Raw genomic sequence first — 21,726 nt, 5'->3', positions numbered from 1 at the left:
ATTTCTTTGTAAAAAATCGTCTTATAAAAGCTTTTAGATATAAAAATCGTCGACAAAACCAACATTGGTTAAAGAAAAAGCAAAATTTTGACCTAAAACAATAGCAGTTCGCTATTACTTATTTTATAATGCGAATTAATGTTTCAGTACATCGTCAATTCCAATAACTAGGGGCACAAAATGAGACTTATCCCGTTAACTCGAGCAGCACAAGTAGGTAAGTGGGCAGCTGCGCATATCGCTAAGCGTATCAACGACTTTAAACCTACTGCTGAGCGTCCATTCGTTCTGGGTCTACCAACTGGTGGCACTCCTCTAGCAACCTACAAAGCCCTAATCGAGCTTTACCAAGCCGGCGAAGTCAGCTTCAAAAACGTCGTGACTTTTAACATGGATGAGTACATTGGCATCCCTGCGGATCACCCAGAATCTTACCGCTCATTCATGTACAACAACTTCTTTAATCACATTGATATTCAAGAAGAAAATATCAACCTACTGAACGGTAACACAGACGATCACGACGCAGAATGTAAGCGTTACGAAGACAAAATTAAGTCTTACGGCAAGATCAACCTGTTCATGGGCGGCGTGGGTAACGACGGTCACATCGCGTTCAACGAGCCAGCGTCATCTCTTTCTTCTCGTACTCGCATCAAGACCCTCACTGAAGACACTCGCATTGCGAACTCTCGCTTCTTTGACGGCGATATCAACCAAGTGCCTAAATACGCGCTGACTATCGGTGTTGGTACGCTTCTAGACTCAGAAGAAGTGATGATCTTGGTCACTGGTCATAACAAAGCTCAGGCACTTGAAGCAGCCGTGGAAGGTTGTGTAAACCATCTATGGACAGTTTCTGCACTTCAGCTTCACCCTAAAGCGGTGATCGTATGCGACGAACCAGCTCAACAAGAACTGAAAGTGAAGACAGTGAAGTACTTCTCTGAGCTAGAAGCAGAAAACATCAAAGGCTTTTAACCCATAGGATGGCAGCCTAGAAATACACTAAAAATACAAAACCCGTGTTGAACACGGGTTTTTTCTTATCTGAACAGCGGGCTTAAGTCGTCAATAAGCTTTAATACCAAACTGACGAAGACGCTTAGGAAGCACTTCATCCAACTTGTCTAGTTCACTCGGTTCGACTTCGATAAGATTGAAATGATGCTGCTCATAAACAGTACGAATGGTCTCACGGTCGGCCTGAGCCATCTCCCCATCGTCACTTCCCCAAAATTGCAAATAGACTTTGCCACCTGGCAAGTAAAAATCGCTAGTGACATCTTGGTCAATCGGCAACTGACGCTCATAAGCGTGCACAACACCAGCCAAGTACAGCCAGTTGTCGATGAGCAACTCCCCCTTAGAGCGCACGTAATGCCCATCTAATGTTCGGTGCTTGGCTTCAAATTTTTGGCGAAAGCTTGAGTACGATTTATCCGTAGAATGTGACTCCGCGTCTTGCCCTAAAAACTCAATGACAGACTGCTTAAGACGCTTGTTACGCAGCACCACATCGTGCCATACGACAAAGGTATTTTGTGTTTCTTTATCGGTTCTTTGCTGCCCACCAGCGCGCACACCAGCTTCTGTGACACTCCATCCCTCTTCGGATTTGGTCAACCAACCCAGTTCACTCAAAAGCTGGTTCATGCGCTTCGCATTCAATTTCAGCTTTTCACCCAGTTGTGTCGCGCTCAATGTTTTCCCTGAGCTGGGAGTCAGCTCAATATGTAAGTTGGTCGGCCAGACGATGAACTGGCCAAATTTAGGGTGATCCACATACTCACCGCCAAACTTTGCCCCTTCTTCGGTCAAAATCCACTTTTCATCTTGGCGAACGATGTAGCCTGCACGTTTGAGATCGGCAAACAGCAGCTTAGCTTCTACCTTGCGCATTTTCGCTAATGCCGACGTCGATATTTTTTCAGACATGTGGGTACCTCATGCTGCTGCAAAATTGAACACTATGTCGTCATAGTAACGCATTGATTTCACGGCTTGAAGTCAGGCAAACAAGATTTCGTGTTACAAATAGCAAAGCCAGCGTATAGGTGCTGGCTTTGTTATTTCGGTAAAAAAGCGAATGTTACTTAATAAAAGCGATGCATCCTTGCAAAATCACTAAATTCACAATGTCGATGAAGAATGCACCGACAATTGGAACCACCATAAATGCTTGTGGTGATGGACCATATCGACTCACGATGGAGCCCATATTCATGACCGCAGTCGGTGTAGCACCTAACCCAAAACCGCAGTGTCCGCTAGCGATCACCGCCGAATCGTAGTTGCCTCCCATCATGCGGAATGTTACGTAGTAAGTGAACATCGCCAACACTGCCGACTGAATAGCAAGAATAATAAGGAATGGGATCGCAAGATCGAAAATATTCCACAATTTCAAACTCATCAAGGCCATGGCAAGAAATAGAGATAGTGCAACCGTGCCAAGAATATCAACGGTTTCTAAATCAACCTTGCGCGCCTTCGTCACTTCCATGATGTTAGTGATAACAACACCAATAAACAGCGCATAAACAAAATCGGGAATCATTAACCACTTGATGTCAAAACTGCTTACCCAACTCTCCAGATACTTCGCGCCTGTCACGCAAAGTAGAATGATGGACAAGCTTTCAACGACTCTTTTCGCTGTGACACGATCTTCCTCATGTTCGTTGTACGTCACCAGTTCAGGGAAACTCTGATGACTTTGATTGGTGCGTCCGTATTCCGATTCCAAGTTGTGTTTGTTTAGTAGCTTTTGTGCAACAGGGCTGCCAATAATCCCGCCCATCACCAAGCCAAATGTAGCAGAAGCCATTGCCACCTCTAGAACATTATGCAAACCATACATTTCTTGAAAAGTTTGCGACCACGCAGCTCCAGTTCCATGTCCGCCAGAAAGCGTAATGGATCCGGCGATCAACCCCATGAGTGGATCTAACCCCAACGCTGTTGCTAAGGACACGCCGACCGCATTTTGGATAAGAATGTAGACCGATGCCACAACTAGGAAGATGAAAACCTTCGCACCGCCTTTAATCAGTTGGGTGTAATTTGCCGCTAAGCCAACGGTTGCAAAAAACATCAGCATAAAAACGTTTTGCAGTGGTAAATCAAAGGATACATCCACACCGTTTAAGTGCATCGTCGTGATGACGCAAGCGACCACTAGACCACCAACAATTGGCTCTGGAATATTAAATTTTTTTAAGGTTGGTAACTTGGTATTGATGAACTGCCCTAAAAACAACACGCAAATTGCGACGAGGAACGACTCCTGTGGGCCGATAGATATTACCTGATTCATGAGACCTCTTTACTCTACTCTTTCTCATTCATTGAGCACGCGCTCAACGTGAGATAGGTGCCTAAGCCAGTCAGATTGCCTCTCGAAACTTTTGTTTTCTAGGCCTCTTTGACCATCAATTCTCATCAAGTAAGAAATAGGCAGACCTAAAATTATGCTAATTATCATTTAATGAGAATATTCATTTAGAACAGGCGATAAATGTATTGATGGGAAGAGAAAAACAACACTTCTCAACTTATGAGAAGCGTTTAATTTCCATATTAAACAAAACCTCAAAACAACGACCACATAGGTGGATATTTAGAGCGAATGAGACAGGCGGATACACTAGGTTTTAAATTATTACTTTCTCTCTAATGCACTAGGTGTTATACATATATATAACACCATCTCAACCAAGAGATTCACTCATGACTAATTGGCATGATCGCCAACCGATATTTCGACAGTTGGCAGACCAGATCACGCAGCAAATACTGCAAGGTGTCTGGCAAGAAGGCGATGCTCTGCCCTCCGTCCGTAGCATCTCTGCAGATATGAAAATTAACCACCTCACCGTTATGAAAGGCTATCAATTGCTTGTTGATGACGGGCTAGTGGAGAAAAAACGCGGTCAAGGTATGTTTGTCGCTTCAGGAGCAAAGCTCAAATTACTCGCAGACGAGAAGGCACGTTTTCTTCAGCAACAAATTCCGCAGATAGCCGACACAATACAGCGTCTGGATATGTCACTCGACGAATTCATTCAACAACTAAAACCACACTTGAAAGGTGACCAATGAGCGCATTAGTCAGTGTAAACAACGTCTCCAAGCAATATCAGCAACAAGGAGAAGCACTGCATGAAGTGAGTTTCGACCTACATGCAGGACAAGTACTTGGCTTACTCGGCCATAATGGCGCAGGTAAATCAACGCTTATTAATGCCCTACTCGGTGCACATGAATATCAGGGCACTATTCGTATCAACGGATTTGAACCTATTATGCAACGCGACAAGATAATGCAGAGCTTATCCTACATCTCGGATGTCAACGTTCTGCCAGATTGGATGACCGTTGCTCAACTGCTTAACTATACCGAGGGCGTGCATCCAGGGTTCAATCGCGCCCAAGCAGATACGCTACTTCGTCAAACGGACATCAAACCTCGTGCGCGCATCAAATCTTTATCCAAAGGGATGAAGGTGCAATTACACCTCGCGATTGTGATCGCGACCAACACCCAAATCCTCATATTGGATGAACCGACACTCGGGTTAGATCTCGTGTATCGCGAGACGTTTTATCGTCACTTATTGGAATGGTTTCACGACGGCGAGCGCGTGTTGATCATCGCCAGTCATGAAGTATCAGAGATTGAGCACTTGCTGACAGATGTTCTGATTCTTAAGCATGGTCGCCCCGTTCTGCAAACCTCGATGGACAGTATCAGTGAAGACTATTTCATTCTTGAAGCCAACGACGAGCACCGCACACAAATTGAAGCGATGAACCCACTCTCGTCACAAAAAGGCCTCGGTTCAACGAAATGGTTACTCAAAGCCCTGTATGCCCAACAAGCAGAAACAATGGGTTCCATCCATGGGGTGAAGTTAGCGGATCTATTTTTAGCATTGCAGAAGGAGGCAGCGTAATGCGTTCAGTTGTCGCGATGTTGCAAAAAGAGTGGTTAGAAAACCCTCTTGTTTTACGTATTCCACTGTTTGTGTTGGCGTGTGGAGTTATTCTCTTTGTGAGTTTAATGAGTAACGACACTTTACAACACAATATGTTTTTCCAAATGAGCTTTGGTGGCGATGTCAGTGACATTCACAAAGAGCTTGGTGATGATGTCAATACGTTGATTACCGGAGGAGCAGGCCTGCTGTCTATCTTGTTAGCCGTTCAGTACTTCCCAAGAACGCTACGCAAAGAACGGGCGGAAGGCAGCATTATGTTTTGGCGCAGTATGCCTGTCAGTGACATAAAAACCCATTTAGTGAAGCTAGGATTTGGCTTATTGGTGATTCCGCTCGTCTGCTCGGTGCTCGTACTCGCTGCAAATTTAATGTTGTGGTTGCTGAACATCTCTACTGATCACCAATTGGCTTTATTGTACCGCCAAGCCTCGTTAGGTTACGTGCTGCTGCATTGGGGAGAGTTTTTAATCAGAATGTTTTTCGCCGGTATTCTGCTGTTACCGCTGGCATTAACTGCGATGGCTATTTCACAAAAAGTGAACTCACCACTGGTCATTTTGTTTATCGCCATTTATGCGCTGCGTTGGATGCCAATCGCACTATTTGGCTATTACGGCCTAGATCAGTTCTTCTCCGAAGTGCTTTACCTTCCACTGCACGCCATTGCTGCACCAAGCCCATTTAATGCCATTCCTCAGGCGGGCTGGTTAAACGTTGGCATTTACGCTTTCATCGGCGTTCTTGGTTGGACAGCTAGTCTCAAGTTCAGCCGAACCATTCAATAATCCGTCGTCCGATAAACGGCCAAAATCGAGCCATAAAAAAACGGTCACAACCAGTGTTGTGACCGTTTTATTTCGCCTCTAGGAGCTCATCCACTTAACTTTAACCAAGGAATGAAATGTAGCCTTGCAAGATAATTAAGTTGACGATGTCGATAAAGAAAGCCCCCACAATTGGCACCACCATAAATGCCTGCGGCGACGGACCAAATCGGTTAACGATCGAACCCATGTTCATTACGGCTGTTGGGGTTGCACCCAAGCCAAAACCGCAGTGCCCCCCTGCAATAACCGCAGCATCGTAGTTGCTTCCCATCACTTTGAACGTAACATAGTACGTAAAGATAGCTAAGACGACAGACTGCACAGCTAAAATAACCAAGAATGGAATCGCTAGATCGAAGATATTCCATAACTTCAAGCTCATCAGAGCCATCGCTAAGAACAGAGATAGCGATACCGTACCTAACATATCGACCGTTTCGGCATCTAACTTACGAATCTTGGTCACTTCCAAGAAATTCGTAATGATCACACCAATGAATAGCGCATATACGAAGTCTGGAATCATCAGCCATGAGATTTCATACGTGCTTACCCATTGCTCGACATACTTGGCCCCAGTAACACAGATCAGTAGGAAGAAGAGTTTCTCCACCACTTTTTTCGCCGTTACTTTATCTTCTTCGTATTCATTGTAAGTCACCAACTCCGGGAATTTCTCGTGAGTTTTGGCATCTCGACCACCACGACCATACTCAGACTCTATGCTGTTCTTTTCCACCAGACGCTGCGCTACAGGGCTACCAATGATACCGCCGATGATCAAACCAAAAGTCGCTGATGCCATTGCAATTTCTAAGACGTTATCCAATCCATACACGTCTTGAAAGGTTTGTGACCACGCAGCACCTGTACCATGACCACCTGACAGAGTAATCGAGCCAGCAATTAACCCCATCAAAGGATCTAAACCGAGCGCCGCCGCAAGTGAAACGCCAACGCCGTTTTGTATGATGATGTAAAACGATGCGACAGCTAAGAAGATAAAAACCTTCGCACCTCCTTTCATCAACTGAGTGTAATTTGCGGCCAAACCAACTGTCGCAAAAAACATTAACATAAACGTATTTTGTAATGGCAAGTCGAACTCTAAATCGATGCCGTTGAAATGAAGAGCAGTAATCATGCAGGCTACAATAAGACCACCTACAATCGGCTCAGGTATGTTGAATTTCTTTAAAATCGGTAGCTTAGCATTAATAAAATGCCCCAGGAAAAGCACACTGATTGCGACCAAGAAGGACTCCAGTGCACCTACAGATATTAAATGATTCATATCGCCTCTTATTATTGTTCTCTTCATTCTCCGTAATGAATGAGTGTTAGTTTAACCTTCGTTCAATAGCAAATTTTCTCGCTTTATTGTTTCGAAAATACTCAAAAAGTTGGTGTAGATGCGCCTTAGGCTAGTTTAAGGGGCGCTCCTTAAGCGATGTGTCAGTTTTTACGCTGTTAGCAAGCCCTTAAATGTGAAAGGAGCTGATACAGCTCCTTCAAATGGCCCCTCGCAATACCTGTGCGTTATCGCTTGGGGTGTCGTGTTGTGAGTAAATTCTGGGTGACACTTTCTGAACCACTTCGGGCTCCCTTACTTAAACAGAATGTGTCAATTACTATCAAACAAAGTTCCTTCCCGTTGTAACCGCTAAACGCCGAGAGCGCGTTCAAAACAATTGGGTTTGCCTGTTCCTGTCGTAGCTTTTCAACTCTGGCTCATGGTGTATAAACGAGCCGAATCCAAGGAAACTCTCAGGCTGCAACAAACGTTTTCGTCACAACGGAGCAGGATTATAACATATCGCTGATAATTTTCTTCAATTCAGTGACATTCACCAACCCCATGGTTAAACCTTGCAATGATTAACTGCCTATTATCATTTTCACAGATAAAGATCGAAGCACAGTTACTCAGTAAGCTTCTTAGAAAACGATGCATAGCTAATAACTTCACCGCCGTTCTTATCCAAGAGGTCTTGATAAACGCCCTAGAGAACCAAGCAGCCGAAATATGCGATGTTATCATGATTGCTTTTCGAGACCGACGTCCCGACTTTGGCTAATGAGTACAACCCCAACTATGCATCAGACAAAAACATGTATAATTTTTTATACAAGTTATTCAATAACAAGAGTCCCACATGAACATTCATTCGCTTTGCGCTGCGCTATTACTCAGCATCGTCTCATCAGCTACAGCAGCTGAAAACATTCGTATTCAATATTCTCCCATAGAGACAACTCATGAAAAAATCGCCCAACAATCGATTCAAAGCAGCGATGTAAACACCATCTTTGTTGAGCTGTCTCAGGCCTACTTTCCATTTGATAAAGCTCTCACGCTGGTTTACGGCGGAGAAGATGGTCCAATGTATGATCCTGATACACACACAATATACGTTCCTTACACTTTTTATTTGGAGTCGCTCAATTACTTCTCCAATAATCAGTATGAAGAACGCTTCGGAAAATCCCCAAAAACAGGGGCGCTAGATACGTTATTGCACACTTTACTTCATGAAGCTGGACATGCTTACATCGAAGATCAAAGCATCCCTGTTCTCGGAAAAGAAGAAGATGCGGTCGATAATTTTGCCACTATTTTAATGATTGACTTCCTAGAAGATGGCGCAGATATGGCCATTAGCGCCGCCGACATGTTCGCATTCGAATCCGACGACAGACCGGACTACTACGATTTTGGCGAGTACATTGACGAACACAGCTTTGATTTGCAGCGTTACTTTTCAACGTTATGTTTGGTGTACGGTAGTGATCCTGAGCAATACAAAGCCTTACTCGATGAAGTAGAAAAAGACTACCTGCGTGATCGCAAAGAGTTCTGCCAATTCAATTACGGCAACATTCGCGACAATTGGCTGCATTACTTGCAAAACAATGAACCAAAAGAAAATTCGCCACGTAAAAGCGATTAGAAAATCTCAAATAAGAAGACCGCAATGACAAAACTCACCATATTTTATGACGGAACCTGCCCGCTTTGTGCCAAAGAGATGAAGGCGCTAAAACAACGCGATTCCAAGCAGCACATCAAAACCGTCGATATCTATAGTGATACATTCGCAGATTATCCGCAGATCGATCCTGAACAAGCCAACACCATTTTGCACGCCCTCAACGAAAAGGGAGAGCTTCTGCTTGGGTTGGACGTGACTCATCGTGCGTGGCAATTAGTTGGTCGCGGTTGGCTCTACGCTCCACTGCGTTGGCGCCTCGTTAAACCTGTTGCTGACTGGCTTTACCTCAAATTCGCAAAGAATAGGTATCGCGTCTCATATTGGTTAACAGGGACTTCTCGTTGCAATAGTGGGTCGTGTTCACGTTAATTGTGATCCCGCTTAAAAATGCTACGACCTTCGTCTAGATTTACAAATTTCCAGTACTTCTGATTGATTAACTCGGTTAATCTCTAAGCATTACAACAATAAGTATTAACACTTTTATCAGGCAAGCTTATTCAGCTTGTCACTTGTAACGCTGCGCCGAGAGAAGGACGTCTCTATGAATCTGACGATCAGAAAACGACTATATATCCTTTCAATAATTCCAATTCTAACTATGGCAATAGGCATGATGTGGTTCACCTACGTACAAACCACGGCCTACAACGAGCACGAGATTGAGCAAACTCGAAGTCGAATGATGGAGATGAAAAAAGCCGAACTCAAAAGTTACGTACAAATGGCGCGTTCCGCTGTCGAACCGCTACTCGCACAAAATGCCCCACTGGAAGAGGCTCTGCCTATCTTGAAACAACTAGAGTTTGGTCAATCCGGCTACATCTTTGGTTATGATTCAAAAGGCGTTCGCGTCGTGGTGGGTAAAAACACCAAAGGCATAGGGGAAAACTTCTATAACTTGCAGGACAAGAAAGGCAATTACCTGATTCAGGATTTGCTAAAAAATGCCAAAACTGGTGAGTTCACGACTTATTACTTCCCGAAACTCGGTCAGAGTGAAGCACTACCGAAACTGAGCTACTCAGTGTTTATTCCTGAATGGGACTTGATGTTGGGAACGGGTTTCTACACTGACGATATCGACGCCATTGTGGCAGATATGGAAAAAGCCGCACACGAAGATCTCAACACCACACTAACTGCGATAGCCCTGTTTTGTGCCTCGATTACAGCGATAGTTGCAGTCTTTGCCGTGTTTGTTAACCGCAGCATCATGAAGCCTATTGAGCAGTTTGATGCTTCAATTCACTCTTTCGCGCAAGGCGATGCAGATTTAACCGCGCGCATGGAAGAATCGAGCGTGCCGGAGTTCACGCAGCTGAGCCGTAACTTCAATATCTTCGTTGAAAGCCTGCAAGGCATCATTAAGAGCGTTAGCCACGTAGGACAAGAAGTGGTTTCAGAGACCAACGAGATGTCACAGCGTGCATCGCAAGTGGATGAGTTAGCTTCTGGTCAACGTGAAGAGACCGAACAAGTCGCAGCGGCAATGACCGAGATGACAGCAACGGCCCACGAGATTTCCAGCAACGCTAACCAAGCTGCGCAATCCGCCAAAGACGCCGATGAAAATTCACAGCAAGCGAAACACATTGTTGATTCCGCAGCGAACTCCGTCGAAGCGCTCGCGCTAGAAGTATCGGAAGCCAGCACGGTGATTTCTCGTTTAGAGAGCGATGTACAAAACATTTCTTCTTCACTAGAAGTGATTCAAGACATCGCTGAGCAAACCAACCTATTGGCACTGAACGCAGCCATTGAAGCAGCCCGTGCAGGCGAACAAGGTCGAGGCTTCGCAGTCGTTGCCGATGAGGTTCGTAAACTGGCAAGTCGCACTCAAGACAGCACAGGCGAAATTCACCAAATGATTGAGCAGTTGAAGTCTGGCTCGGATGCAGCAGTGAAAGCCATGGGCTCAAGCCAAGCGCGTGGTGAAGCAACGGTTGAGGAAGCACGAGCTGCCTCTGCCGCACTGCAAGAAATCCAAGCCGCAATTGCTAACATCATGGACATGAACACCCTGATCGCAACAGCAACCGAAGAGCAAAGCCAAGTTGGCCAAGAGATTTCACAACGCATCGAAGTCATCTCTCAACAAAGCAGCCAATCGGCACACCTTGCGAATCAAAACCGCGCAGGTAGTGGCAACCTAAACCACAAAGCTAACGAGCTGTACGACTTGGTCGGTCGCTTTACGGTTTAACGCTTTCCTCACCCATTCTCCATGCAAACAGCGACGCCAAAACGTCGCTGTTTTTATTTCTGCTATCCTCATACGACTTAGCTATAATGCCGCCAACTTAGCACCCATAAGGGCAAACCAGATGATTATTATGACCACCAATTTCGGTGACATCGAGATTGAACTGAACCTAGAACGAGCGCCAGTTAGCTCAAAGAACTTCAAAAAATACTGTGAAGATGGCTTCTACAACGGCACCATTTTCCACCGCGTTATCGATGGCTTTATGATTCAAGGTGGCGGTCACACCGAAGACATGGCAGAAAAGCCAACGCGCGGACCAATCGCGAACGAAGCAAACCGTGGTCTAAAGAACCTTGTTGGCACTATCGCAATGGCGCGTACCGATGCACCGCACTCTGCAACGGCACAGTTCTTCATTAACTTGGAAGACAATGATTTCCTAGACCACACTGCAACTACCAACCTAGGCTGGGGCTACGCCGTGTTTGGTAAAGTGACCGCGGGTATGGATGTCGTAAATCGCATCGCGAAAGTGAAAACTACCTCTAAGTTTGGCCACGATGATGTGCCATGCGATCCAATCATTATCGAGAAAGTGACAGTCAACGAATAAGCCCATTCGCCTCTGCGGAGAAATCGTCGTTATAAAACGAAGAAAGCGCCTAACGTCTTATGATCTAGGCGCTTTTTGTTTTTATGACTCAGCCGATTATACCCAAGTGACTTCAAGATGCAGGATTCAGAGCGTTGTCATTGATTCGAGGTCAAGGAAAACAACGCAGCGTAATAGCCAGCTCTTTCCAAGTTGTTTGACACAGAAGTCGAGCCAATGACACGCTCCCAAAGGGCCCTCTTTACAAATAGTAAGGGTCTTGGATTGTATACTTTGTTGTCGATTCTCGAATTGGGCCCACCAAACCTTTAAATCGCCGCCGCGTCTACAAACCAAGTCATTCTCGCTGAACCTAGCATCTCGAGGTTACTTGGGTATAGTTTGGCTTGTGCCGAAGTTATTGATAGAAAAGCTCAGCTTTGGCTCCAACCAAATCCAGTTCAGAGCCTTGAAAATCAACCAAATATTCAGCAACAAGGTTGTACCCAACCCAATACCCCATGTATTTCGGCCAGCGGCTTTCATCGCTGCCAAGAAAGTAAGCGTCGAAGTTGTAATCTAGGCTGGTCAGCTTGTTTTTCATCTCAGCGTAGAAAGGGCGCCAATCTTGATCTTTGATTTGCTCAAACAAGCTCGGAGTGACGCCGCCATTCACCTTACGTTCGAAGTGACAAGCTAACCCTTCCATAATTAGTACATCACCAAGTGCAACGCCACTCTCTCCCGCTCGCATACGGAACAGGTGATGCAACTCATGCGCTAACACCGCAGCCAGTTCTTTCTCAATAACGTTTTTAATATCAGCACGTTGAGTATCAAGCAGAATCTCTACACGATAGGCACTTAAGCAATAGCCACCAATCCCCGTCTGCGGTACATCATTGCGATCAAACGGGCTAATGGTGAGGTCAATGTTACTTAAATCAAAGTAACTAGAAAGTTGTGAGCTCAGATCATCAAGTTTCTGATGCAAATACTCAGAGATTGAAGACAGTTCTCCCGTCGCATTTAACAGGGTTACGCGATAACTCATTTATCTTCCTTGATAATGTGGGTTAAGAGCAGCGAGTTTACAGTGTAAAGAGTGAGCAGTTCTAGCGATTACATCCCTTTGAACAAACTTTGAGATGCACGGCTCACAGGGAGCTTGTTTTCTCCAACGTGCACAAACATTCTGCCAGCAAAGTCTTTGTTTACTTTGCTAATTTTGCACACTTGCACCACGCTTGAACGGTGCACTTGCCAGAACTGTTCTGGGTTAAGCTGCCCTATCAACTCTTTCAACGATGTACGAATCAAATACTCCTGCACTTTGCCTTGTCCTTGTTGGGCATACACAGAAACGTATTTTTCTTCCGCTTTGAAATACAGCACATCAGACGTGGCGATCAGATGAATGTCTTCCCCTTGCGTCGCTTTGATCCACTGAAGATATTGCGGTGTTTGTGGCGCGGATAATTGCTGCAACTGTTCTAACAGGCTGCTCATCTGCACATTACTGCTTTCTTGCTCTCGCTTAGCAAGGCGTGCTTTCACTCTTTCACACGTCGTCAGGAGGCGCTCATCCGAGATAGGCTTGAGCAAATAATCGGCGGCATTTTGCTCAAAAGCTTTGATGGCGTAATCATCGTACGCGGTGACAAACACAATCAAAGGTGGATTGGCGAATTGATTGAGTTTTTGCGCTAATGTCATGCCATCCAAAACTGGCATACGAATATCGAGAAACGCAATATCAGGTTGACTTTGCTCAATGGCTTGCAACGCTTGTTCACCATCGGCGACTTTGGCTATCACCTCTAGCTCTGGCCACACTTCAGCTAGGCTTTTATCAAGATGACGCCTCAATAACGGTTCATCATCAGCAATAATGGCAGTAAACCCTGTATTCATTCCTTTCTTCCTTGATTACGATTCCATTGGCCAGCGCAAGCGAACACAAACGCCACCCTGAGCTGACTCACTGATAGAAACCTCTCCTTGACCTGCGAACAAAGCTTCAACTCGCTGCTTGAGATTACTTAGACCCACGCCAGACCCCATGTGCCCACTCACGTGATTCAAGCCAACACCTGTGTCTCTGACTTCAATCTTCAAGTTCTGTTGTTCGCGCTTAATGAGTAAGCTGACTTCGCCACCTTCTCGCTTCGGTTCAATACCATGGATGATGGCGTTTTCGATTAAAGGTTGGAGCATCATCGGCGGTAACTCGGTTCTGCCTAGTCCCTCTTCAACCTCAATCTTGTAGCTGAGTCGGTCACCTAAACGGGTTTGTTGGATGCTTAAGTAAGCCTCAAGTAACGCCGTTTCATTGTCTATGGTGGTGTGTTCTTCGCGTGAGCTTTTTAGCGTTGCTCGCAGCAGCGCGGTTAACTGTTCTAGCATCAGCTTGGCTTTATCGACATCTTGCGACATGAGCGCGCTGATATTCGCCAAGGTATTGAATAGAAAATGCGGTTCAATCTGGCTTTGCATCTGCTTAAGCTGACTCAGCAAGAGCGCACGATCTTGCTCTGCTTTCTCGCGCTTGATGGCTTCCAACTCTCGTTGAGCGATCGCATGTTGCTCGCGTGAGTAGAAATAGAAAAAGCACATGGCACTGAATAACAACCCCATGAGTCCAACCGATAGCATACCTGAGATGCCGAAATATTCTCCGAGCCAAAACTCGGCGTTTACCACACCGAACAATAAGCAAGCCGTCAGCGAGATAGCCACTTCCGCCAAACGAGGAATGGTAGGAAACAGGCGGTCGACAAGCCATGAGAAGAATATAGCCGAATAGCCAAATCCAAAACTCACCATAACATGAACGTAAAATGAGCCGCCCCAAACAGAAAGCGTCATTGCTGCGATAAAGAGACAAAATGCCGTGGTCACTAATAAGCTACGCGACCATCCACTTTTCACCACTGATTTTGCTGAACACATTTAGAATTTCCCTTTGATGTTAAATACAATCATATGCTTATCATTGATTTGTGCGTAAGCAGATTGGTCGTCTCCGGTTAAAAAGCGTGCGGCAACTTCCACTTCTACACTTTGATCGCCGGTATCAATCCATTGGTAGTTAAGCCACTGCGTGACAATCACACCACCATCTTGTGGCGCCAACATCACATCCAACGTAGGGGTTACATCACTTAGCCAGCCCATATCCGCTTTACCGTTCCATGCAGCCCACGCTTCTACATCCCAACTCCAGTGCAGCATTACGTTATGCTGAACGATATTGGCATGCTGAAACCCTTGGGCGTAGCTTGTCGCAAGTAGAGCGCTGCTAGCCAACAGAGAGTTGTTAGGATCAGGGATCTGAGAGAGTAATTCGCCACGCCCTATTGCTTGTTGCCATTCGCTTTTCGACCATGCACGACTGTCGTACCAATATTCAGCAATCACGTTGTGCCCGACTTGGTTTGCCCAATTCAACCCAATTAAGGCTTGGAATGCGCTGCCCTGCTCCTCAACTGAAACGGGTTGGTAAAGATCATCCTGCTGAAACTGATAGCCGACACTTTGCTTTTGCCACAGCATGGAACCGTGCATGGCGATGGATTCATCCCACACCGCAATGGCACTGGCGCCAAGCAAACCTCGGCGCACATCATCGTAATAACCAATAAGTTGATACTCGGTGTCACCCACCAGCGCATAACGACGAATACCAACACCTTGCTGCTCTGCGGCTTGATCAAGAGCACTCTGGTCTTGTTGCCCCCAGCTTGAATCGGTCGCAATGACGGTCCATTCGCCGGCCATATCGTAGTGTGAAAGTGAAAACACACCCGCACCTTCTTCTGCTACTAAGCCAACAGGATTTTGTCGATAAGGCTTAAACAGATCCAAAGGTCGGTAGCCATAACCCACGCCCCAATCCACGCGTAACTTACCCAAACTCACATCAAGTGTAGTGTCACCGACTTGCCACTCCCCTAGCCAAGCCAGCTCTCGAATCAACAGTTGGTTATCAGCTTCACTCCACCAATCACTCTCTCCTTGTTGATTGAGGTACAAACCTTGGCTGTACAGTGCGAACAAGCCACTGAAGTTTTGATAGTTCACTTGCACATCCAACAGTGCATTAAGTGAATCACGAGAACTGCCCTGCGCCTGCATAAATGCGCTGTCACGCTGCTTGGCAGTTTCGTAACTGACAGCCCAATCCCACTCAAAACTCAGCTCATCATTGGCAAAAACTGGGGCTGCTGCGCCCACACACAACGACGCAGCAATCAACAAACTGGTGCTTTTGTTAAGGTTAGGCTGGTGCGATTTCATGTGACTTCCTTGCTCGTTTTCATGGTTCTATTTAAGGAGTTCAGGCTAAAGCTGAGTCGTATTGGCTTTCGGCAAATAGCTTGGGTTGTAGAACTTGTTGTCCAGCTGCCAAGGCACGATCTCTTGATACTCGATAACGGTCTTTTTGCTCGGCTGAATGCTATCAAGCAAGGTCATCTCACTGACGTAGTCTTCGCCATTGTCGCTTGCACGTCCGTATTGCGCTTGCTTGGCGAGTTTGCCAGAGCGCAAGTAGAGATCAGCTTTAATTGGAAACGCATCTTGCTCAGACAACCATAAGTCGATCTTCTGATAACTCGCCCCTTTGGTTTTCGCGGTTAAAGCAAGATGATAAGCCGCGACACTTTCCCCGTTCACCGAAACGGTTTCTGTCGCTTTCCATTCACCTTGATAATCTTGGCTCCACGTCAGGGTTGAGATGTCGCCGATAGACGCTTCCCCAAGCAACTTCTGCATTGGCGTAATGCGAATCGGGCGGCGGCTCTTTGGCATTTGCAGCCAGTAGTTGTCGCCCATCATCAGCATCTTTTGCCCAGCTTCGACTGCTGATTTGAACACCACCAGCGATTCACGATTTGGACGCGTGTACACGTGGTAAAGGCGGGTTTTATCTAATTCTTGGTCTTGATATAAGCGCACCAGTGACACCACTTTGGAGGAATCATCTTGCAAGCGGTAGCTATCGGCTTTTTCAATCAATTGCGCAACTTGCTGTGCATCTAACGCTGTTTCATTCGCACTGGCATTCATGCTTGCCATGCCGCTTACCGTCAGCAGTGCCATTGGTAATAGTGATTTGAAATTAAACATAAATCAGAGCCTCCGTAATTGGCTTGTTCACCCCTTTGCGTGCCGAGAAAAACGCTGCAACCAAACAAATCATCAATACTGCGAATCCAGCGACAGCCACCAGCTCCCAAGAGAAGTAAATCGTTAATGGGTAACCTTCTGTGCGTCCTGGCGGTGGCGGCATTTGCACATCCACGACCATCAGTAAAATGGTGACTAGCGCCGTAAACAAAGCGCCGATTAAGCTGCCAATCACCGCAAGTAACCCGGCTTCGCGCAAGAACCCAGCAATGATTTCGCGAGGGTAGCTACCAAGAGCTGACAAGGTGCCGATTTCACGTGTACGCTCGGTGACCGACATGGTCATGGTGTTGAACAGGGCGACAAAGACTACCAACGCCATTACTGCGCCCATGATGCCGAAGATGCGGTCGTACAAATCTTTCACTTTGAGATAGAAGAACGCGCGCTCTTGCCAAGGCGTAATCTCAATATCTTGGTCGCCAAAGTTCTGCTTTTGCTTACTCAGAACCGAAGCCACTTGTTGCTCGACTTGGTTAGTTAAACTGGTATCGAACAGGAAGACAGATAACGCACTGACTTTGTCTGAACCGAGCAGCGATTGCGCGCTGTTGATGTGCACGTACAGCTGGCGTTTATCAAGCTCAGGCACGCCTGTTGAGTAGATGCCTCGTACTTTGAAGTCATACGCATTCAATGCGCCATCGGTAGTGGTCGCCAGCAAGGTAATCCAATCGCCAACGTGCACGCTTAGGTTGTTCGCCAAATCAGCGCCGAGCATCACCTCTGGCTCTGCAGGGTCATAACGCGATGCATGAATGTTGGACAGCGTTTGCCCTTCACGCACGTCCAAAAACGGTCCTTTCATATCGAATTCGCGTTCGTTAACGCCAATACCGATAAAGATCGACGACTTGTTGCCGTTGGAAATCAAACCACTGAACTCAACTCGAGGCTGCACACCTCGCACTTCATTCAACCCAATCAATTGCTTGGTGATGTCGTCCGCATGAGTTAACCCATTACTCAGCGGCATCTCTTCTTCTTTGGCGAAGTAACCCGGCGTGGTTAACGTCAGATGCCCCGTGTCACGTGCTGTCGATTCTTTCAAACTGTCGTAGGTGTAAAGACCAAAACCACCCGCACTGGTTAACGCAAACACGGCAATGGCGATGATCAGCATCGACAACAAACTGCGGCGGCGATTGCGTTGCAGGTTCAACCAAGCAAGGCGAACGGAAACTGGAATTAGCTTGCCCATGAAACCTCCTCCACACTTGCGTGCGTTTGGGTAATCTTGCCGTCCACCAACTCAATGGTGCGGTCACAACGGGATGCCATGCGAGGGTCGTGAGTGGCGACGATAAAAGTAGTACCAAGCTCGTGTCCGAGCCCTTTCATAATGTCGATGACCTTATTGGCAGTTTGGCTATCAAGACTTGCGGTTGGCTCATCAGCAATCACCAATGCTGGTTTGTGCACTAAAGCGCGCGCAATTGCCACTCGCTGTTGCTGACCGCCTGATAGGTTGTCTGGCATGTGATGAATAAACTCGCCTAAGCCAACGTGCTCTAGCATTTGTGTGGCGAGCTCGGTTTGTTCCGCTTTTGAAAAACCGTTGAGATGCAGCGGATACGCCACGTTCTCTAGTGCCGTCATCACGGGGACAAGATTGAATTTTTGGAACACAAAACCAAGCTTTTCACGGCGCATTTTCGCCGCCTGCATTTGTCCGGTTGGGTATGGGCTGCCTGCAAATGTCACCTGACCTTGGTATTGAGTATCCAGCATGCCAAGCACGTTAAGTAAGGTGCTTTTGCCTGAGCCAGACGGTCCGCACAATGCCACCATTTCGCCGGAAAACACTTCACCAGAAACGTCTCGTAATGCACGCACCGTTTGGCTGCCAAGGGCGTAATCGCGGCTAAGTTGATTAAAAACAATCATGACGCCTCCCTAATATTTCGCTAGCAGCGCTTTCGCGGTTTGCGTTTCTAGATTGCTGTCGCCCAATTGCTCCATTTGCGCTAACCATATTTTGGCTTGTTGAACATCTTCAGCGCGCAGTGCCGCTTCAATGGCATAACGGTAAATCCACGAAGTAGCCGCGAAAGGTTGTTGGCTAAAACTCGGTTCATCGAGCAGAGAAAGGTACAGCTCGTAGCCACGCTCAAAGTGATTGAACATGTCTGGCAGAGAGGTAAACGTAGTGGCTGCCATGGCGGTGGCTAATTGGTATTCCGGCAAGCCTTGTAAGCGCTGTTGCTCTTGCAGTGGAACTGGCTGATTCGCCATTAAATCCAAACCTTTTTGGATAGTGGCAAGACCGCGCTCGGTGAACTTCATCTTGTTCCAAGGCATAAACGCCTCACGACCTTGCAACGTCTCCGCACTGCCCAAGTAAACCAAGGTCACCGGCGTTGCGCCTTGCTCTTCGAGTTGTTTGGATAATTCGCCGTAAACGGTATCAACTAAGCCAGAGTCACCTTGCGCTGCTTGGTTGAATTGACTGAGTGTGCGCTCGCTTGGGTTAGCCAGAGCCAGATTGCTGCTAAGTGCAAATGCGGCGATAAACGTACTTGCCAGTTTAAGAGCTTTGATTGAGCGAGATTGAGAAACCATCATGTACTGTCCTTAGTTGAACGTGATTTGATGGTTTCAGATTAAGGGAGAAGGTCGCACGCTGCTTTTGCATGCGACCAATGGCAGTTATGCAGAGTGAATGGTATTGAGAGAGGATGAATGACATTCACTTAAACAGAAAATACAATTCCGCTCATTCGTAACTCTACATTTTTACGGCAGTCACAATAAAAACACTGGCTTAAAATCTGAGGCTAGTGTATTTATCCATCCCACAGCTCCCCATAACAGACAGTGTCGCACTCTCCTTTCTTACACACCTTTGCATGGTGTCTGTTGTTTCGAAATCGAGATTCTTAGCATCGGAATAGTTTGAACTCTTCGAGTTTTAGTTGTTTTCGCACTCAAAATAGGTGCGTTATTAGGTCGTTGAAAATGAATAAGCGTTATTTCCCAAGAGTTGATTTGCCACTGCTAATGGCGATCATTCCGATCATGCTGTTAAGTTCGCTCACTCTCTGGAGTGCCAGTAGCTTTAATGAGGCGATGCTCTTCAAACATTTGGCGCGCTGCGGACTGACATTAGTTTGTATCTTGGTCATGTCCTCGATTCCAGCGTCCAGCTATCAGCGCTCAGCTCCATATCTCTACATTATTGCGGTTGCTCTGCTACTTGCTGTCGCTTTATTTGGTGATAGCACCAATGGCTCTCAACGTTGGCTCGATATCGGCTTCTTCCGCTTTCAACCGTCTGAGCTAATCAAACTTTCCATTCCAATCATGATCGCCTGGATGCTGCATATTGAAGGAGGTCGACCAGACAGTCGGAAAATTGCATTTTGCTTACTTATTACAATGATTCCTGCCGGGTTAATCGCGCTACAACCGGATTTAGACGGTGCAGTTTTTACCATCATTTATGCATTGTTCGTTTTGTTTTTGGCTGGCATGAGCTGGAAAATAATCTGCGGGTTTATTGCGAGCATTTTAACGTTAGCACCTATTTTATGGTTCTTCGTTATGGAAACCTATCAAAAGAGCCGTGTAACACAGTTCTTGCACCCTGAGTCCGATCCACTGGGTTCGGGCTACCAAATCATCCAATCTTTGATTGCGATTGGCTCAGGCGGTATGAAAGGCAAAGGTTGGATGAATGCAACGCAGGGAACACTTGGCTTTATTCCAGAAAGTCATACGGACTTTATTTTTTCGACCTATGCGGAAGAATGGGGCTTTGTTGGCAGTTTAGTCTTACTCGCATTGTACTTGTTTATTACTGCACGCGTTATGTTGCTTGCATGTCAGTCTGACCACTTTTTTAGTCGGCTGGTAAGTGGCGCATTAGCGATGAGCTTTTTTCTGTATGCTTTTATCAATACGGGCATGGTGAGTGGCTTGTTGCCAGTAATGGGTAGCCCACTTCCCTTCTTTAGCTATGGCGGCACGGCGATGCTAACTCAAGGTATCTGTTTTGGTGTAATCATGTCGCTGTGTTATTCCAAATATCGTAACGTATAGCTCTGCTTGAGAAAAAGCGATCAAAAAAGGCTTCCCCGAGGAAGCCTTTTTACAACGATATGAGCGAATTAATTACAGCTCTGCGTTGTGGTAAACCTGCTGAACATCATCACAGTCATCTAGAAGATCTAGGAATTTCTGGAACTTCTCAGCATCTTCACCCGATACAGGCGTATGAGTTTGCGGAACGAATGTGATTTCTTCAACATCGATCGTTAGATCTGGGAATGCACCGTTAAGCGCAGTTTTTGTTTTGAAGAATTCTGTGTGAGGTGCGAATACAGTGATAACACCGTCTTCTAGCTCAACGTCAGTAACGTCTACATCTTCCATCATTAGCGTTTCTAGGATGATTTCATCATCGTCGCCTTTGAACTGGAATACCGCTTGGTGATCGAACATGTGAGAAACCGAGCCCTCAACACCAATTTTCGCACCGACTTTCACAAAGCATTGGCGTACATCTTGGAAAGTACGGTTGCCGTTGTCTGTTAGACAGTCAACGATAACGCTAGTACCGCCAGGGCCGAAGCCTTCGTAACGTGCTGGAGTGTAGTCTTCACCACCGCCACCGTTCGCTTTGTCGATCGCTTTATCGATAACGTGCGCAGGAACTTGGTCTTTTTTCGCTTTTGCGATCAGGTGTTTCAAAGACAAGTTCATGTCTGGATCACCACCACCGTTTTTCGCGCACATGTAAATTTCTTTACCGTATTTGGAATAAACTTTAATTTTCGCGCCTGCAGTTTTCGCCATAGAGGCTTTGCGCACTTCAAAACTTCTTCCCATCGGGATGTCTCTCTAAATTCAAATTTAATGCGAAGGATTTTAGCAAAAAGCGAAACCTTTTCAATTTCGCTTAGCAAAGGAA

The 21,726-nt window shown here is 46.2% G+C and carries 21 protein-coding genes; 9 read left to right on the top strand and 12 right to left on the bottom strand.

All coding sequences use genetic code 11. The features are described from left to right. The first annotated feature begins 180 nt into the window (after positions 1–180). Positions 181–981, top strand: a complete 801-nt coding sequence (nagB, locus tag R7M92_RS01600) for a glucosamine-6-phosphate deaminase (RefSeq protein WP_005374441.1) — start codon at positions 181–183, stop codon at positions 979–981. A 90-nt stretch (positions 982–1,071) separates the two neighbouring features. Here the strand turns inward: nagB and R7M92_RS01595 are convergent, their stop codons facing one another. Together R7M92_RS01595 and gltS (R7M92_RS01590) are read right to left on the bottom strand one after the other, a co-directional pair. Further along, a complete protein-coding gene (locus R7M92_RS01595; protein WP_005374442.1) occupies positions 1,072–1,938 on the bottom strand; it encodes a hypothetical protein in 867 nt (288 codons plus the stop codon). A 154-nt stretch (positions 1,939–2,092) separates the two neighbouring features. Continuing rightward, entirely contained in the window at positions 2,093–3,319 is a 1,227-nt protein-coding gene (gene gltS / locus R7M92_RS01590) for a sodium/glutamate symporter (RefSeq protein WP_318132542.1), read from the bottom strand. A gap of 413 nt (positions 3,320–3,732) precedes the next feature. Here gltS (R7M92_RS01590) and R7M92_RS01585 point away from each other — a divergent pair, with 413 nt between their 5' ends. Genes R7M92_RS01585 through R7M92_RS01575 form a run of 3 tightly spaced genes read left to right on the top strand, consistent with a single transcriptional unit; the run spans position 3,733 to position 5,788 of the window. Continuing rightward, on the top strand, positions 3,733–4,104 hold the full coding sequence (locus R7M92_RS01585) for a GntR family transcriptional regulator (protein ID WP_005374444.1): 372 nt from the start codon (positions 3,733–3,735) through the stop codon (positions 4,102–4,104). Further along, positions 4,101–4,958, top strand: a complete 858-nt coding sequence (locus R7M92_RS01580) for an ABC transporter ATP-binding protein (RefSeq protein WP_318132541.1) — start codon at positions 4,101–4,103, stop codon at positions 4,956–4,958. The genes R7M92_RS01585 and R7M92_RS01580 overlap by 4 nt, the downstream gene beginning before the upstream one ends. Continuing rightward, positions 4,958–5,788: a hypothetical protein gene (locus R7M92_RS01575; RefSeq protein ID WP_005383219.1), complete on the top strand. Its 831-nt coding sequence runs from the start codon at positions 4,958–4,960 to the stop codon at positions 5,786–5,788. The genes R7M92_RS01580 and R7M92_RS01575 overlap by 1 nt, the downstream gene beginning before the upstream one ends. 100 nt (positions 5,789–5,888) lie before the next feature. Here the strand turns inward: R7M92_RS01575 and gltS (R7M92_RS01570) are convergent, their stop codons facing one another. Further along, positions 5,889–7,124: a sodium/glutamate symporter gene (gene gltS / locus R7M92_RS01570; protein ID WP_005374448.1), complete on the bottom strand. Its 1,236-nt coding sequence runs from the start codon at positions 7,122–7,124 to the stop codon at positions 5,889–5,891. A gap of 862 nt (positions 7,125–7,986) precedes the next feature. Here gltS (R7M92_RS01570) and R7M92_RS01565 point away from each other — a divergent pair. The 4 genes from R7M92_RS01565 to R7M92_RS01550 all read left to right on the top strand — a co-directional run bounded on the left by R7M92_RS01565 (position 7,987) and on the right by R7M92_RS01550 (position 11,645). Continuing rightward, on the top strand, positions 7,987–8,781 hold the full coding sequence (locus tag R7M92_RS01565; protein ID WP_053308028.1) for a DUF4344 domain-containing metallopeptidase: 795 nt from the start codon (positions 7,987–7,989) through the stop codon (positions 8,779–8,781). 24 nt (positions 8,782–8,805) lie between these two features. Further along, positions 8,806–9,192: a thiol-disulfide oxidoreductase DCC family protein gene (locus R7M92_RS01560; RefSeq protein WP_053350112.1), complete on the top strand. Its 387-nt coding sequence runs from the start codon at positions 8,806–8,808 to the stop codon at positions 9,190–9,192. 175 nt (positions 9,193–9,367) lie between these two features. Continuing rightward, positions 9,368–11,029 (top strand): methyl-accepting chemotaxis protein, encoded by a 1,662-nt coding sequence (locus R7M92_RS01555; protein WP_318132540.1) that lies wholly within the window; start codon positions 9,368–9,370, stop codon positions 11,027–11,029. A 121-nt stretch (positions 11,030–11,150) separates the two neighbouring features. Next, complete coding sequence (locus R7M92_RS01550) at positions 11,151–11,645, top strand: peptidylprolyl isomerase (protein WP_213907515.1); 495 nt, start codon at positions 11,151–11,153, stop codon at positions 11,643–11,645. A 397-nt stretch (positions 11,646–12,042) separates the two neighbouring features. Here R7M92_RS01550 and R7M92_RS01545 read toward each other — a convergent pair whose 3' ends face one another. From R7M92_RS01545 to R7M92_RS01510, 8 genes are all read right to left on the bottom strand, one after another. Then, positions 12,043–12,678 (bottom strand): DUF2268 domain-containing putative Zn-dependent protease, encoded by a 636-nt coding sequence (locus R7M92_RS01545; protein ID WP_213907516.1) that lies wholly within the window; start codon positions 12,676–12,678, stop codon positions 12,043–12,045. Positions 12,679–12,746: 68 nt separating this feature from the next. Continuing rightward, positions 12,747–13,538, bottom strand: a complete 792-nt coding sequence (locus tag R7M92_RS01540) for a LytR/AlgR family response regulator transcription factor (protein WP_191116171.1) — start codon at positions 13,536–13,538, stop codon at positions 12,747–12,749. A 15-nt stretch (positions 13,539–13,553) separates the two neighbouring features. Continuing rightward, positions 13,554–14,576: a sensor histidine kinase gene (locus R7M92_RS01535; protein WP_191116172.1), complete on the bottom strand. Its 1,023-nt coding sequence runs from the start codon at positions 14,574–14,576 to the stop codon at positions 13,554–13,556. Then, positions 14,577–15,923, bottom strand: a complete 1,347-nt coding sequence (locus R7M92_RS01530) for a hypothetical protein (protein WP_318132539.1) — start codon at positions 15,921–15,923, stop codon at positions 14,577–14,579. It lies immediately after the preceding gene. A gap of 45 nt (positions 15,924–15,968) precedes the next feature. Next, the gene (locus R7M92_RS01525; RefSeq protein WP_213899997.1) at positions 15,969–16,754 is read right to left on the bottom strand and encodes an outer membrane lipoprotein-sorting protein; all 786 of its coding nucleotides are present in this window, start codon (positions 16,752–16,754) and stop codon (positions 15,969–15,971) included. Beyond that, on the bottom strand, positions 16,747–18,015 hold the full coding sequence (locus R7M92_RS01520) for an ABC transporter permease (RefSeq protein WP_318132538.1): 1,269 nt from the start codon (positions 18,013–18,015) through the stop codon (positions 16,747–16,749). Before R7M92_RS01520 ends, R7M92_RS01525 begins: the two co-directional genes overlap by 8 nt. After that, positions 18,003–18,701, bottom strand: coding sequence for an ABC transporter ATP-binding protein (locus R7M92_RS01515; RefSeq protein ID WP_005383201.1), 699 nt, complete (start codon positions 18,699–18,701; stop codon positions 18,003–18,005). The genes R7M92_RS01520 and R7M92_RS01515 overlap by 13 nt, the downstream gene beginning before the upstream one ends. A gap of 9 nt (positions 18,702–18,710) precedes the next feature. After that, complete coding sequence (locus tag R7M92_RS01510; RefSeq protein WP_005383200.1) at positions 18,711–19,379, bottom strand: hypothetical protein; 669 nt, start codon at positions 19,377–19,379, stop codon at positions 18,711–18,713. 393 nt (positions 19,380–19,772) lie between these two features. Here R7M92_RS01510 and rodA point away from each other — a divergent pair, with 393 nt between their 5' ends. After that, entirely contained in the window at positions 19,773–20,855 is a 1,083-nt protein-coding gene (gene rodA / locus R7M92_RS01505; RefSeq protein ID WP_104980289.1) for a rod shape-determining protein RodA, read from the top strand. Between the two features lie 72 nt (positions 20,856–20,927). Here the strand turns inward: rodA and R7M92_RS01500 are convergent, their stop codons facing one another. Further along, positions 20,928–21,644: a YebC/PmpR family DNA-binding transcriptional regulator gene (locus tag R7M92_RS01500; RefSeq protein WP_005374482.1), complete on the bottom strand. Its 717-nt coding sequence runs from the start codon at positions 21,642–21,644 to the stop codon at positions 20,928–20,930. Positions 21,645–21,726 lie beyond the last annotated feature (82 nt).

Origin of the sequence: Vibrio sp. Vb2880 (assembly GCF_033337975.1) — a bacterium.
Classification (GTDB): domain Bacteria; phylum Pseudomonadota; class Gammaproteobacteria; order Enterobacterales; family Vibrionaceae; genus Vibrio; species Vibrio alginolyticus.
This window is presented reverse-complemented; position numbering and strand designations above follow the sequence as displayed.

Coding starts and splice junctions, on each gene's coding strand:
- nagB (WP_005374441.1), top strand. CDS start 181: ATGAGACTTATCCCGTTAACTCGAGCAGCACAAGTAGGTAAGTGGGCA.
- R7M92_RS01520 (WP_318132538.1), bottom strand. CDS start 18,015: ATGGGCAAGCTAATTCCAGTTTCCGTTCGCCTTGCTTGGTTGAACCTG.
- R7M92_RS01525 (WP_213899997.1), bottom strand. CDS start 16,754: ATGTTTAATTTCAAATCACTATTACCAATGGCACTGCTGACGGTAAGC.
- R7M92_RS01555 (WP_318132540.1), top strand. CDS start 9,368: ATGAATCTGACGATCAGAAAACGACTATATATCCTTTCAATAATTCCA.
- R7M92_RS01510 (WP_005383200.1), bottom strand. CDS start 19,379: ATGATGGTTTCTCAATCTCGCTCAATCAAAGCTCTTAAACTGGCAAGT.
- gltS (WP_005374448.1), bottom strand. CDS start 7,124: ATGAATCATTTAATATCTGTAGGTGCACTGGAGTCCTTCTTGGTCGCA.
- R7M92_RS01545 (WP_213907516.1), bottom strand. CDS start 12,678: ATGAGTTATCGCGTAACCCTGTTAAATGCGACGGGAGAACTGTCTTCA.
- R7M92_RS01515 (WP_005383201.1), bottom strand. CDS start 18,701: ATGATTGTTTTTAATCAACTTAGCCGCGATTACGCCCTTGGCAGCCAA.
- R7M92_RS01565 (WP_053308028.1), top strand. CDS start 7,987: ATGAACATTCATTCGCTTTGCGCTGCGCTATTACTCAGCATCGTCTCA.
- R7M92_RS01560 (WP_053350112.1), top strand. CDS start 8,806: ATGACAAAACTCACCATATTTTATGACGGAACCTGCCCGCTTTGTGCC.
- R7M92_RS01535 (WP_191116172.1), bottom strand. CDS start 14,576: ATGTGTTCAGCAAAATCAGTGGTGAAAAGTGGATGGTCGCGTAGCTTA.
- R7M92_RS01595 (WP_005374442.1), bottom strand. CDS start 1,938: ATGTCTGAAAAAATATCGACGTCGGCATTAGCGAAAATGCGCAAGGTA.
- rodA (WP_104980289.1), top strand. CDS start 19,773: ATGAATAAGCGTTATTTCCCAAGAGTTGATTTGCCACTGCTAATGGCG.
- R7M92_RS01530 (WP_318132539.1), bottom strand. CDS start 15,923: ATGAAATCGCACCAGCCTAACCTTAACAAAAGCACCAGTTTGTTGATT.
- gltS (WP_318132542.1), bottom strand. CDS start 3,319: ATGAATCAGGTAATATCTATCGGCCCACAGGAGTCGTTCCTCGTCGCA.
- R7M92_RS01575 (WP_005383219.1), top strand. CDS start 4,958: ATGCGTTCAGTTGTCGCGATGTTGCAAAAAGAGTGGTTAGAAAACCCT.
- R7M92_RS01500 (WP_005374482.1), bottom strand. CDS start 21,644: ATGGGAAGAAGTTTTGAAGTGCGCAAAGCCTCTATGGCGAAAACTGCA.
- R7M92_RS01580 (WP_318132541.1), top strand. CDS start 4,101: ATGAGCGCATTAGTCAGTGTAAACAACGTCTCCAAGCAATATCAGCAA.
- R7M92_RS01540 (WP_191116171.1), bottom strand. CDS start 13,538: ATGAATACAGGGTTTACTGCCATTATTGCTGATGATGAACCGTTATTG.
- R7M92_RS01550 (WP_213907515.1), top strand. CDS start 11,151: ATGATTATTATGACCACCAATTTCGGTGACATCGAGATTGAACTGAAC.
- R7M92_RS01585 (WP_005374444.1), top strand. CDS start 3,733: ATGACTAATTGGCATGATCGCCAACCGATATTTCGACAGTTGGCAGAC.